At 60.4% G+C, this 13,519-nt stretch carries 11 protein-coding genes; 10 read left to right on the forward strand and 1 reads right to left on the reverse strand.

Annotated elements, in window-relative coordinates; all coding sequences use genetic code 11:
- Positions 1 to 41: 41 nt before the first annotated feature.
- Both M9827_RS00525 and M9827_RS00530 read left to right on the forward strand, forming a co-directional pair.
- Positions 42 to 824 (forward strand): thermonuclease family protein, encoded by a 783-nt coding sequence (locus tag M9827_RS00525; RefSeq protein WP_250604190.1) that lies wholly within the window; start codon positions 42 to 44, stop codon positions 822 to 824.
- 183 nt (positions 825 to 1,007) lie between these two features.
- Positions 1,008 to 2,276 (forward strand): malic enzyme-like NAD(P)-binding protein, encoded by a 1,269-nt coding sequence (locus M9827_RS00530; protein WP_007909407.1) that lies wholly within the window; start codon positions 1,008 to 1,010, stop codon positions 2,274 to 2,276.
- A 320-nt stretch (positions 2,277 to 2,596) separates the two neighbouring features.
- Here the strand turns inward: M9827_RS00530 and M9827_RS00535 are convergent, their stop codons facing one another.
- On the reverse strand, positions 2,597 to 5,041 hold the full coding sequence (locus M9827_RS00535) for a penicillin-binding protein 1A (protein ID WP_502943389.1): 2,445 nt from the start codon (positions 5,039 to 5,041) through the stop codon (positions 2,597 to 2,599).
- 219 nt (positions 5,042 to 5,260) lie between these two features.
- Here M9827_RS00535 and M9827_RS00540 point away from each other — a divergent pair, with 219 nt between their 5' ends.
- From M9827_RS00540 to M9827_RS00575, 8 genes are all read left to right on the forward strand, one after another.
- Complete coding sequence (locus tag M9827_RS00540) at positions 5,261 to 6,325, forward strand: pilus assembly protein PilM (protein WP_250602836.1); 1,065 nt, start codon at positions 5,261 to 5,263, stop codon at positions 6,323 to 6,325.
- Positions 6,325 to 6,891 carry a PilN domain-containing protein gene (locus M9827_RS00545; protein ID WP_250602837.1) on the forward strand — a complete coding sequence of 189 codons (567 nt, stop codon included), beginning with the start codon at positions 6,325 to 6,327 and terminating at the stop codon, positions 6,889 to 6,891. The genes M9827_RS00540 and M9827_RS00545 overlap by 1 nt, the downstream gene beginning before the upstream one ends.
- Positions 6,888 to 7,511, forward strand: a complete 624-nt coding sequence (pilO, locus tag M9827_RS00550; RefSeq protein ID WP_099757776.1) for a type 4a pilus biogenesis protein PilO — start codon at positions 6,888 to 6,890, stop codon at positions 7,509 to 7,511. The genes M9827_RS00545 and pilO overlap by 4 nt, the downstream gene beginning before the upstream one ends.
- Positions 7,508 to 8,035, forward strand: a complete 528-nt coding sequence (locus M9827_RS00555; RefSeq protein ID WP_250602838.1) for a pilus assembly protein PilP — start codon at positions 7,508 to 7,510, stop codon at positions 8,033 to 8,035. The genes pilO and M9827_RS00555 overlap by 4 nt, the downstream gene beginning before the upstream one ends.
- A 13-nt stretch (positions 8,036 to 8,048) precedes the next feature.
- On the forward strand, positions 8,049 to 10,130 hold the full coding sequence (locus tag M9827_RS00560) for a type IV pilus secretin PilQ (protein ID WP_250602839.1): 2,082 nt from the start codon (positions 8,049 to 8,051) through the stop codon (positions 10,128 to 10,130).
- A gap of 4 nt (positions 10,131 to 10,134) precedes the next feature.
- The gene (aroK, locus tag M9827_RS00565; protein ID WP_011332081.1) at positions 10,135 to 10,653 is read left to right on the forward strand and encodes a shikimate kinase AroK; all 519 of its coding nucleotides are present in this window, start codon (positions 10,135 to 10,137) and stop codon (positions 10,651 to 10,653) included.
- A gap of 152 nt (positions 10,654 to 10,805) precedes the next feature.
- Positions 10,806 to 11,906 (forward strand): 3-dehydroquinate synthase, encoded by a 1,101-nt coding sequence (gene aroB / locus M9827_RS00570; protein ID WP_250602840.1) that lies wholly within the window; start codon positions 10,806 to 10,808, stop codon positions 11,904 to 11,906.
- Between the two features lie 10 nt (positions 11,907 to 11,916).
- Positions 11,917 to 13,506: an AAA family ATPase gene (locus M9827_RS00575; RefSeq protein WP_250602841.1), complete on the forward strand. Its 1,590-nt coding sequence runs from the start codon at positions 11,917 to 11,919 to the stop codon at positions 13,504 to 13,506.
- Positions 13,507 to 13,519 lie beyond the last annotated feature (13 nt).

A 13,519-nucleotide genomic window follows, 5' to 3' on the forward strand; every position in this document is an offset into this window, starting at 1 on the left:
GGCTGATCATTTTGGAAGGTCGTTTCGACTTCTCCAGACTGATGAAAAAGGCGTCCCTTGCGGGCGCCTTTTTTGTGTCTGCGATTTGGCTGTCCGTCGCCCAGGCCTTTTGCCCGGCGCCTGCAGGACTGACCAGCGTCACGGTGCAGCGCGTAGTCGATGGCGACACACTGCGCCTGAGCGATGGTCGCAGCGTACGGATGATCGGCCTCAACACGCCTGAACTGGGCAGGCAGGGTCGCAGCGACGAACCCTTCGCAGTGGCGGCACGCCAACGCCTGCAAGCGCTGGTCGATGCCAGCGGCGGACGTGTCGGTTTGCTGCCTGGCAGGCAAGCCAAAGACCATTACGGGCGTACGCTTGCGCATATTTACAGCGCCAGTGGCGCCAATCTCGAAGCGCAAATGCTCGCCGATGGCCTCGGTTTCCAGGTCGCAGTCGCGCCGAATGTCGATCTTGTTGCCTGTCAGCAAGCCGCCGAACGCAGTGCGCGCAAGGCCGGACTGGGCCTCTGGCGGCAATCGCCTGTACTGAAAGCGGAGCAGATCCAGCGCTCGGGTTTCGCCGTGATCAGTGGGCGTGTGAGCAAGGTTCAACGCAATCGCGGCGGAATCTGGATCGAGTTGCAGGATGCGCTTGTATTGCGCGTTGCACCCAATCTGGTCGGACAATTCGACAATGCCCGTTTGCAGGCGCTCAAAGGCAAGCAGATCGAGGCTCGCGGCTGGATCGTCGATCGTTCGCGGCGCGGTGGGCTGCAATCCGGGCAGTCGCGTTGGTTGCTGCCGCTGACCGATTCTTCAATGTTGCAAAGATCACCCTGAAGAAAAATTGTAGACATTTTTTCTGTCGATTGTGAACAGTCCAGCCCTTGTGCGCCGTGGCTCTTGGCCCAAAGTCGTAGGGCAGGGCGCTTGACAGGGGTGACCGCTCAGTCTTGTGGGGACTTTGCGAGGCGCGTATCCTCGCTGACCAGTCTGTCCAACAGTAAAAAGCGGAATGCCAAAATGTCTGATCTGAAAACTGCCGCTCTCGAATATCATGCCAATCCTCGTCCAGGGAAGCTGAGTGTCGAGCTCACCAAGGCCACTGCTACCGCTCGCGACTTGTCGCTGGCCTACAGCCCCGGCGTAGCTGAACCAGTGCGTGAGATCGCTCGCGATCCTGAACTGGCCTACAAATACACCGGCAAGGGCAACCTGGTTGCAGTCATTTCCGATGGCACCGCGATTCTCGGCCTGGGCAACCTCGGCCCATTGGCTTCCAAGCCAGTAATGGAAGGTAAAGGCGTTCTGTTCAAGCGCTTCGCCGGCATCGACGTTTTCGACATCGAAGTCGACTCCGAAAGCCCGCAAGCCTTCATCGACACCGTCAAGCGTATCTCCATCACCTTCGGTGGCATCAACCTGGAAGACATCAAGGCACCTGAGTGCTTTGAGATCGAACGTGCTCTGATTGAGCAGTGCGACATTCCGGTGTTCCACGATGACCAGCACGGCACCGCGATCGTGACCGCTGCGGGCATGATCAACGCCCTGGAAATCGCTGGCAAAACCCTGCCAGACGCCAAGATCGTCTGCCTGGGCGCCGGCGCTGCCGCCATCTCCTGCATGAAACTGCTGGTGAGCATGGGCGCTCGCATCGAAAACATCTTCATGGTTGACCGTACCGGTGTGATCCACTCCGGCCGTGACGACCTGAACCAGTACAAAGCCGTATTCGCTCACGCCACCGACAAGCGCACTCTGGCTGACGCACTGGCAGGCGCTGACGTGTTCGTCGGTCTGTCCGGCCCGAACCTGCTGAGCGCTGAAGGACTGCTGTCGATGGCGGCCAACCCGATCGTGTTCGCCTGCTCGAACCCGGATCCGGAAATCTCCCCGGAACTGGCGCACGCTACTCGCAGCGACGTGATCATGGCCACCGGCCGTTCGGACTACCCGAACCAGGTCAACAACGTACTGGGCTTCCCGTTCATCTTCCGTGGTGCTCTGGACGTTCGCGCCAAGCGCATCAACGAAGAAATGAAAGTGGCTGCAGCCAACGCCCTGCGTGAACTGGCCAAGCTGCCTGTTCCACAGGACGTGTGCGATGCCTACGGCGGCGCGCCGCTGGAGTTCGGCCGTGAGTACATCATTCCGAAGCCAATGGACAAGCGCCTGATCACCCTGATCTCCGACGCTGTGGCCAAAGCTGCGATCGAGACTGGTGTGGCGACCCTGCCATATCCGAAGAACTACCCGCTGAAAAGCGTGGATGACGTGTTCAACGGCTAAGCCGTTGTAGCACTTCAACCGAAAGCCCCGGCTCGTGAGAGTCGGGGCTTTTTATTGCCTGAAGATCAAGAGCCCCTCACCCTAACCCTCTCCCTGAGTGAGAGGGGACTGACCGTGGGAGATTCGCGAGATACACCGACCTGAAAGTGCATTAGCGCCTATGGATTCAACACAGCACGTTCAGGTCGGCATCCCTCACCAGCATCCCCCAATCAGTTCCCTCTCCCATTGGGAGAGGGCTAGGGTGAGGGGCTCTTGATCTTCAGCCATAAAAAAGCCCCGCACTTCTCACGAAGGCGGGGCTTTTCAATGGCGCTGGATCAGAACAAATCGATCGGCGCCTGCTCATCCGCCGGCAGCGGGCTGCCCGGTACGGCGCCATTACCCAGCTCGTTCACCGACGGCGGTGTGTCCTCAGACTTGAACAGTTCGAAATACGCGCCCGGCGTGCTCGGTGTCGCCGCACGGCCGCTGACCGGGTCCACCCGCAGGCTGAGGATGCCCTCCGGCTCAGGCTGCACGTGCGGCGGCTTGTCCTTCAGCGCAGCTGACATGTAGTTCATCCAGATCGGCAGCGCCACGGTGCCGCCGAATTCACGACGACCGAGGCTTTCTGGCTGGTCGAAACCGGTCCACACGGTGGTGACGTAATCGGCGTTGTAACCGGAGAACCAGGCATCTTTCGATTCGTTGGTAGTACCGGTTTTACCGGCGATATCGCTGCGGCCCATGGCCAGTGCGCGACGGCCGGTGCCGAGCTTGATCACGTCCTGCAGCATGCTGTTGAGGATGTACGTGGTGCGCCCATCGACGATACGTTCCGCGACGGCGGGTGCTTGTGGCACAGCTGCGTTGCCCGGGGCTTCGCCCGGAACCGGCGCGGCATTGACCGTGAACGATTGAGTATCCGGCGCGGCGAAACCGTCCGTCGCCGAACCGCCCTGAGGCACGGTTGGCGGGTTGGCGAGAAACAGCGTGTCGCCGTTACGGCTTTCGATCTTGTCGATGATGTACGGGGTGATCTTGTAGCCGCCGTTGGCGAACGTACTCCAACCGGTCGCAATTTCCATCGGCGTCAGCGTTGCAGTGCCCAGCGCCAGCGACAGGTTGGGCGGCAGATCCTGCTTGTTGAAGCCGAAACGGGTGATGTAGTCGATGGTCTTGCCTACGCCCATCGCCTGCAGCAAGCGGATAGACACCAGGTTACGCGACTTGTACAGCGCCTCGCGCAAGCGGATCGGGCCGAGGAAGGTGTTGGTGTCGTTCTTCGGACGCCAGACCTTGTCCAGGTACTCGTCGACGAACACGATCGGCGCGTCGTTGACCAGCGTGGCGGCGGTGTAGCCGCTATCCAGCGCAGCGCTGTAGACGAACGGCTTGAAGCTCGAGCCCGGCTGACGCTTGGCCTGCATCGCGCGGTTGTAGTTGCTCTGCTCGAAGGCAAAACCGCCGACCAGCGAGCGAATCGCACCGTTCTGCGGATCCAGCGACACCAGCGCACCTTGTGCCTGCGGAATCTGGCTGAACTTCAGCGAATTGTCTTTCTGACGCTGCACGCGAACCAGATCGCCGACCTGCGCCACATCCGACGGCTGGCGCGGATTGGCGCCCATGCTGTTGGTGTTGAGGAACGGTCGCGCCCATTTCATGGTGTCCCAGGCGACGTGTTCTTCGCCGGTGCGGGTCAGCACTTGCAGGCCGTTCTTGTCGACCTGGGTGACGATGACCGGCTCCAGGCTGCTGATGGTGCGCTGCTTGGTCAGTTCGCTGGCCCACGCTTCGCGTGTCTTGCCCGGCAGGCGCGACTCGGGGCCGCGGTAACCGTGACGCTGGTCGTAGGTCATCAAACCTTCGTGCAGCGCGGTGTTGGCCATTTCCTGCAGGTTGCTCGGCACCGTGGTGGTGACGCGGAAACCTTCGGTGTAAGCGTCGCTGCCATAACGGCCGACCATTTCGGCGCGGGCCATTTCAGCGATGTACGGTGCGTTCACTTCCGGGGTCGGCACGTGATAGCTGGCGTTCAGCGGCTCGTTGATCGCCGCGGTGTAGTCCGCTTCGCTGATCTTGCCGAGCTTGTACATGCGCCCGAGGATCCAGTCGCGGCGCTCTTTGCTGCGCGCCGGGTTGGCCAGCGGGTTGAAGCGCGACGGCGCCTTCGGCAGGCCGGCGATCATCGCCATCTGCGCCAGACTGACATCTCGGATCGACTTGCCGTAATACACCTGCGCCGCTGCTTCGATGCCATAGGCGCGGTTGCCCAGATAGATCTTGTTCACGTACAGCTCAAGGATTTCATCCTTGGTCAGCTGCCGCTCGATCTGCAGCGCCAGAAGAATTTCCGTGGTTTTGCGCGAGAAGCTGCGTTCGCTGGTCAGGAAGAAGTTCTTCGCCACCTGCATGGTGATGGTGCTACCGCCAGACTGAATGTGCCCGCTTTTGACCAGTTGGGTCGCGGCGCGCATCAGGCTGCTCGGATCGACACCATAGTGGTTGGCAAAATTGTCGTCTTCAGCACTTAGTAACGCATTAATGAAATTGGGGGGAATGTCGGCGAAACGGATCGGTGTACGGCGCATTTCGCCAAATTCTGCGATCAACTTGTTGTCGCTGCTGTAGACCCGCAGCGGAATCTGCAACTGAATGCTTCGCAGGGCCTCCACAGACGGCAAACCCGGACTAAGGTAAAGAAACGCGCCGCTGAGACCTAAAAGCAGTCCGCAGAAAACGGCGACGATGGACCAACCGAAAAATTTCAGCAGACGAATCAAGGCTTTTGGACATCCAGGGCAAAGAATGAATTTGGCGACGGGGCTCCGGCTACACACAGAACCATCCGCGCTTGCAGTAAAAAGCGGAAAAAAACGCTGGGCATTATAAGCACTTTTCTGCTGGGGGCGTCATTTGCGCTTCTGTCAAGACGGGGTGAAGGAACGCAATGCGTATTACAGAGTCCGTAACTCACGGAAAGTCATAGGGAATTGGTAGTGCTGGGACTCTTCAATAAAAAGGCCAATACGTTACTGGGGATCGACATCAGTTCCACGTCAGTGAAGCTGCTGGAACTGAGCCGTCAGGGTGATCGCTACCGGGTCGAGGCGTATGCGGTAGAGCCATTGCCGGTCAATGCCGTGGTCGAAAAGAACATCGCTGAACTTGAAGGCGTTGGTCAGGCCCTGAGCCGTGTGCTGGTCAAGGCGCGCACCGGGCTCAAGAGCGTGGCCGTCGCGGTGGCCGGTTCCGCCGTGATCACCAAGATCATCGAGATGGACGCCGGGCTGTCCGACGACGAGCTGGAAAACCAGCTGAAGATCGAAGCCGACCAGTACATTCCCTATCCACTGGACGAAGTTGCCATCGATTTCGAAGTCCAGGGCGTGTCGCCGCGCAACCCTGAGCGGGTCAACGTGCTGCTGGCCGCTTGTCGCAAGGAAAACGTCGAAGTCCGCGAAGCGGCGTTGGCCCTCGCCGGGCTGACGGCACGGGTGGTCGATGTCGAGGCCTATGCCCTGGAGCGCTCGTTCGGCTTGCTCGCCACGCAACTGGCGGCTTCTCAGGAGCGCCTCACCGTCGCGGTGGTCGATATCGGCGCGACCATGACCACCCTCAGCGTCCTGCACAACGGCAAGATCATCTATACCCGCGAGCAATTGTTCGGCGGCCGGCAACTGACCGAGGAAATCCAGCGCCGCTATGGCCTGACCCTCGAACAAGCGGGGCTGGCGAAAAAGCAGGGCGGTCTGCCCGATGATTACATCAGCGAGGTCTTGCAGCCGTTTCGTGAGGCGCTGGTGCAACAGGTGTCGCGCTCCTTGCAGTTTTTCTTCGCTTCCGGGCAGTACAACGCGGTCGATCACATTCTGCTGGCCGGCGGCACGGCGTCGGTGCCGGGACTTGATCGTTTGATCGAGCAGCGCCTGAGTACGCCGACGCAAGTGGCCAACCCGTTCGCCAGCATGGCCTTGAGCAGCAAGGTCAATGCCGGTGCGCTGGCCAGTGATGCGCCGGCGCTGATGATCGCCTGCGGGCTCGCGCTCAGGAGTTTTGACTGATGGCGCGGATCAACCTCCTTCCGTGGCGCGAAGAACGTCGCGAAGAGCGGCGCAAACGCTTTCTGCTGGCCTTGATCGGCGTGGTGGTCGGCTCGGTCGGCGCAGTGCTGATTGCCGATCAAATCATCAGTGCCGCCATCGAGCGGCAAGTGGGGCGCAACGACTACATCGGCAAGCAGATCGCCGTGGTCGACGAACGGATCAAACAGATCAGCGATCTCAAGGCCCGTCGCCAGCAACTGGTCGAGCGCATGCGCATCATTCAGGACTTGCAGGGCAACCGGCAGATCAGCGGGCGAATCTTCGATCAACTGGCGCGCACGCTGCCGGACGGGGTGTATTTCACCGATGTAAAGATGGTCGGCAAAACCCTGTCGATCAGTGGCGCTGCGGAATCGAACAACCGGGTCTCGGACCTGATGCGCAATCTGGAGGCTTCGGACTGGTTCGACGCACCGAGCCTCAACGAGGTGAAGGCGACGACTGCAGGCCAGGTGGATCAGGCCAACACCTTTGAGCTGACGGTACGACAGAGCCAGCCCCGCACCGTGGAGGACGAGCAATGAAGCCGTCCGAGTGGCTGGAAAGTCTGCGCGACATCGATTTCAACGATCTTGATACCAGCAACATCGGCTCATGGCCGGCGGCAGTGAAAGCCATCGCCGGGGCGCTGTTGATGGTGTTGGTCCTGGCGCTTGGCTATAACTTTTTCATCAGTGACCTGGAAAACCAGCTGGAGGCCAAGCGCGAGGAAGAAGCCACGCTCAAGGAACAGTTCGCCAGCAAGGCGCGCCTGTCAGCCAACCTTGAGCTGTACACCCAGCAAATGAAGGAGATGGAAAACACCTTCGGCGTGTTGTTGCGCCAATTGCCCAGTGACACCGAAGTGCCGGGACTGCTCGAAGACATCACCCGCACCGGTCTGGGCAGTGGCCTGGAGTTCGAAGAGATCAAGCTGCTGCCGGAGGTCACTCAGCAGTTTTATATCGAGCTGCCGATCCAGATCACCGTCACCGGCGCCTATCACGACCTGGCCACTTTCGTCAGTGGCGTGGCCGGGCTGCCGCGCATTGTCACCTTGCATGATTTCGAACTCGCTCCTGCCGATAAAGAGGGCGGGCCGAAGCTGCGCATGAGCATCCTTGCCAAGACCTATCGCTATAACGACAAGGGGCTGCAGAAATGAGCCCGATTCGTTACATCGCGTTGTCGATGACGCTGCTCGCGCTGAACGGTTGTGGTGGCAGCGATGACTTCAGTGATCTCGACGCCTATATGAACGAAGTGCGCCTGCGCCCGGCAGGCAGGATTGAACCAACCCCGACATTCCGGTCTTACCCAACATTCACTTACAGCGCTGCCAACTTGCGCAGTCCGTTCTCGCGCCAGGTGCGCGTCGATCTGGCCGGGCAGAAGCACGGCTCGCGCAATGTCAAACCCGACCCCAACCGGGTCAAGCAATACCTCGAAGGTTTCAACATCGAGCAGTTCGAGATGGTCGGCACGATTGCCAATGCTTCCGGCTCCTTCGCGTTGTTGCGCGGCGCTGGCGGTGTGCATCGCTTGAAGGTCGGCGATTACCTGGGGCGCAACGACGGTCGCATCGTTGCCATCAGCGCCACCCAGGTCGATGTGGTCGAGATCGTGCCCGACGGCGAAGGCGCCTGGCTGGAGCGTCCGCGCACCATTCCTTTGAAAGAGCACTCATAGTGGAAGTCGAATAATGAACAGGATTTTCTCCACCCTCGGTTTTTCGCTATGGATAGCGCTGATGTCGCCGATGGTACTCGCGGCCAATCTGAAGACGCTGGACGTGGCGGCGTTGCCGGGTGATCGCATCGAGCTGAAGTTGTCGTTCGACGGCCCACCACCACAACCCAAGGGCTACACCACCGAATCACCAGCGCGGATTGCCCTGGATCTGCCCGGCGTCGCCAGTCAGTTGGCCAGCAAGAGCCTTGATCTGGGCAGCGGCAATGCACGCACGGCCACGGTGGTTGAGGCCAAGGAGCGCACGCGGCTGATTGTCAGCCTGACGCAACTGGTACCGTACACCACGCGGGTTGAGGGCAATAATCTGTTCGTGGTGGTCGGTCAGGGCGCACCGGCCATCGCGCCGCGTTCTGTTGCCGCTGCACCGCGCGCTACCGCGAAAGCGGCTGCGCCCGCCAAGGCATTTGTGCCGAAAAGCCGGGCGATTCGCGGTGTGGACTTCCAGCGTGGAACGGCAGGTGAAGGCAATGTCGTCATCGATCTGTCCGATCCGACCATAGCCCCGGATATCCAGGAGCATGACGGCAAGATCATCCTCAGCTTCGCGCGCACGCAGTTGCCGGACAAGCTGCGGGTACGCCTCGACGTCAAGGATTTCGCCACCCCGGTGCAATTCGTCAATGCCGGGGTAACCGCTGATCGCACGGTTATTACGGTTGAACCCAGTGGCACCTATGAGTACTCCACCTTCCAGACCGACAACAAACTGACCGTCAGCATCCGCCCGATGACTGTCGATGACCTGCAAAAGCGTAACGCTGACCGCCAGGCGTACGTTGGTGAAAAGCTCTCGCTGAACTTCCAGGACATTGATGTGCGCTCGGTACTGCAACTGATCGCCGACTTCACCAACCTCAATCTGGTTGCCAGCGACACGGTGCAGGGTGGCATCACCTTGCGTCTGCAAAATGTGCCATGGGATCAGGCCCTGGATCTGGTGTTGAAAACCAAGGGCCTGGATAAACGCAAGATCGGCAATGTGCTGCTGGTGGCTCCGGCCGACGAAATCGCTGCCCGCGAGCGTCAGGAACTGGAGTCGCAGAAGCAGATCGCCGAACTGGCGCCGTTGCGCCGCGAACTGCTGCAAGTGAACTACGCCAAGGCGGCGGACATCGCCAAGCTGTTTCAGTCGGTGACCAGCGCCGAAGCAAAAATCGACGAACGCGGTTCGATTACCGTCGATGAGCGGACCAACAACATCATTGCCTACCAGACTCAGGATCGCCTCGACGAACTGCGGCGGATCGTGGCGCAACTGGATATTCCGGTGCGTCAGGTGATGATCGAGGCACGGATTGTCGAGGCCAACGTCGATTACGACAAAAGCCTGGGCGTACGCTGGGGCGGGTCGATCCAGAACAAGGGCAACTGGAACACCTCGGGTGTGAGCAACGGCACATCGACCACCATCGGTACGCCGGGCAGCACCAGCACCAACTCGCCGTTCGTCGACATGGGTACGGTGGGCAATACCTCAGGGATCGGCATCGCCTTCATCACCGATAACGTGCTGCTCGATCTCGAGCTGACCGCGATGGAGAAGACCGGCAACGGTGAAATCGTCTCGCAGCCGAAGGTGGTTACCTCCGACAAGGAGACCGCAAAAATCCTCAAAGGCACCGAGATTCCGTATCAGGAAGCCAGTTCCAGCGGCGCGACGTCGGTGTCGTTCAAGGAGGCCTCGCTGTCACTGGAAGTCACCCCGCAGATAACCCCCGACAACCGCATCATCATGGAGGTCAAGGTCACCAAGGACGAACCGGATTACTTGAACAAAGTGCAGGATGTACCGCCGATCAAGAAAAACGAGGTCAACGCCAAGGTGCTGGTCAATGACGGCGAAACCATCGTGATTGGGGGCGTTTTCTCAAATACTCAAAGCAAGGTCGTAGATAAGGTGCCATTTCTTGGCGATGTGCCGTATCTTGGCCGCCTTTTCCGGCGTGATGTGGTTTCGGAGAAAAAATCCGAGCTGCTGGTATTTCTCACACCACGTATCATGAATAACCAGGCGATTGCTGTGAGTCGTTGATTCTGTGCGAAATTTGATTCTTGTAGGACCGATGGGCGCTGGAAAAAGCACCATCGGCCGGTTGCTGGCCAAAGAGCTGCGCCTGCCGTTCAAAGATTCCGACAAGGAAATTGAACTGCGCACGGGCGCCAATATCCCGTGGATCTTCGACAAGGAAGGCGAACCCGGCTTTCGTGACCGTGAGCAGGCGATGATCGCCGAACTGTGCGCGTTTGATGGTGTGGTGTTGGCGACCGGCGGTGGCGCGGTGATGCGTGATGCCAATCGCAAGGCCCTGCATGAGGGTGGGCGAGTGGTGTATCTGCACGCCTCCGTGGAGCAGCAGGTCGGCCGCACGTCGCGCGACCGCAACCGGCCGTTGCTGCGTACCGCCAACCCGGAAAAAACCCTGCGTGACCTGCTGGCGATCCGCGATCCGCTCTATCGGGAAATCGCCGATCTGGTGGTGGAAACCGACGAACGGCCGCCACGCATGGTGGTGCTCGACATTCTCGATCGCCTGGCGCAACTTCCTCCCCGTTAAAGCATCGCTCGAAATGCGCTATCCTCGGCGTCCTGTCATAGCCCGCCGAGGTTGTGGCGGATGGCGTGCGAGCGGCGTCATACCCGTTACAGGCCGCAGACAACCAATAATTCAGGGCAGGACGCCTGCTTCCATCTTCACTGTGGGGACACATGCAGACACTCAAGGTCGATCTAGGCGAGCGCAGCTACCCGATTCATATTGGCGAAGGTTTGTTGGATCAGCCCGAACTGCTGGCGCCGCATATCCATGGGCGGCAGGTGGCAATCATCTCCAACGAGACCGTTGCGCCGCTCTATCTTGAACGTCTGACCCGCAGCCTGACGCAGTTCTCGGTGATTTCTGTGGTGTTGCCGGACGGCGAAGCCTTCAAGAACTGGGAAACCCTGCAACTGATCTTCGACGGCCTGCTGACCGCCCGTCATGACCGCCGCACCACCGTGATCGCCCTGGGCGGCGGTGTGATCGGCGACATGGCCGGTTTCGCCGCTGCCTGCTATCAGCGCGGCGTCGACTTCATCCAGATTCCTACCACCTTGCTGTCCCAGGTCGATTCGTCGGTGGGCGGCAAGACCGGCATCAACCATCCGCTGGGCAAGAACATGGTCGGCGCGTTCTACCAGCCGAACGTGGTGCTGATCGATACGGCATCCCTGAAAACCCTGCCAGAGCGTGAGCTGTCCGCCGGCCTGGCTGAAGTCATCAAGTACGGTCTGATCTGCGACGAGCCGTTCCTGACCTGGCTCGAAGACAATGTCGATGCCCTGCGCGCGCTGGACCAGAAAGCCCTGACTTATGCGATCGAGCGTTCTTGCGCAGCCAAGGCAGCGGTGGTTGGCGCCGATGAGAAGGAAACCGGTGTACGCGCCACGCTCAACCTCGGCCACACCTTCGGCCACGCCATCGAGACTCACATGGGCTATGGTGTCTGGTTGCATGGGGAAGCGGTCGCAGCTGGCACGGTGATGGCGCTGGAGATGTCTGCGCGTCAGGGCTGGATCAGTGATGAGGAGCGTGATCGCGGTATCCGCCTGTTCCAGCGCGCCGGTCTGCCGGTGGTGCCGCCGACTGAAATGACCGAGGCTGATTTTCTTCAACACATGGCAATCGACAAAAAAGTGATCGACGGTCGTCTGCGCCTGGTGCTGCTGCGCCGGATGGGCGAAGCAGTAGTGACCGACGATTATCCGAAAGAGGTTCTACAGGCCACGCTGGGAGCGGATTACCGCGCCCTGGCTCAGCTTAAAGGTTAATAAGATTCCGATGACTAGTTTGCATGCCGACGAGGCGTTCCTCGGCCATTTCCAGTTAAGTCATGACCCGTTCGCACCACGCGTGCCGGGCTTCAAGTTCTTCCCGGCCCAGCGCAAACCGGTGCTGGGTCAACTGCATCATCTGGCGCGTTACAGCCAGTTGCTGTTGGTGGTCACCGGCCCTCAGGGCAGCGGCAAGACTTTGCTGCGTCAGGCGCTGGTCGCCAGCACCAACAAGCAATCGGTGCAGAGCGTGGTGGTTTCCGCCCGTGGTGCCGGCGATGCGGCGGGTGTACTGCGTCAGGTGGCGCAGGCGCTGAACGTCGCTCAGGCCGAAGTTGGCGCGATTCTGGATCAAGTGGTGCAACTCGCACTGACCGGCCAGGAAGTCTATCTGCTGGTGGACGACGCCGAGCAACTCGACGAGTCCGCTCTCGAGGCGCTGATGGCGCTGGGTGCCGGCGCACCGGAAGGTCGCCCGCATGTGTTCCTGTTCGGTGAGTCGTCGCTGATCGCTCAGCTCGAGGCTTTGCACCTTGAGGAAGAGCGTTTCCACGTCATCGAGTTGCAGCCGTACACCGAAGAAGAGACTCGCGAATATCTCGACCAACGGCTCGAAGGTGCCGGCCGGGGTGTCGAACTTTTCACCGCGGATCAGATCTCTGATATTCACGAAAGTGCCGAGGGTTGGCCGGGCAACATCAACCAGGTCGCTCGCGATGCTCTGATCGAAGTCATGATTGCCAGCCGCTCTGCGGTCAAGCGTCCAAGTATGGGGTTCAACATGCCGAAGAAACACGTATTGGCGATTTCCGCCGTCGTTGTGGTCGCGGTCGCCGCCGCCTGGTTGATGCCGGGTCGCAACAAGGCGCCAACCACCGGCGCTCCTGCCAATGAACAGGCACAGTTGCCATTGGGGCAGGGTGCCAATGGAGGCGCGCCGAACGTCGAGTTCGCCGGCAATACGCAGCCTATGCCGTTGCCGCTGGTCGGCAACTCGCAACCGGTCATGCGCGGACCGTTGGCTGAAGCCGCTGGCGGTATCACCGAAGGCGACGACGGCGTACCTCTGGAAGGCTCCAGCGCCACACCGCCAACCGTGACTACTTCGGCGCCACCGGCAGGTGTCCCGGCTGGTCCTGCGCCGACGCCGGTGCCGGTACCGGCGGCCAAACCGACTCCAGCGCCGACGCAAGTCGCCACCGCCAAGCCTGCTCCGGCAGCGCCAGCGGCGAAACCGGCTCCAGCGCCGGCCAAGCCCGCCACTGCTGCCAAACCGGCCGAAAAACCCGTGACCGTCGCCAAAGCGGCCGGTGGCAGTTGGTACTCCGGTCAGCCGACCAGCAACTATGTGGTGCAGATCCTCGGCACCAGCTCTGAAGCGGCCGCGCAAAACTTCGTCAAGGAGCAGGGCGGCGAGTACCGCTATTTCAAGAAAGTCCTCAACGGCAAACCGCTTTACGTGATCACCTACGGCAACTTCGCCAATCGTGATGCAGCCGTTTCTGCCATCAAGGCCTTGCCAGCGAAGGTTCAGGCTGGTAAACCTTGGCCTCGCACTGTCGCCAGCGTCCAACAGGAACTGGCAACAACTCGCTGAAGATTCGGCGGCC

The organism is Pseudomonas sp. AKS31, assembly GCF_023634765.1.
GTDB lineage: Bacteria > Pseudomonadota > Gammaproteobacteria > Pseudomonadales > Pseudomonadaceae > Aquipseudomonas.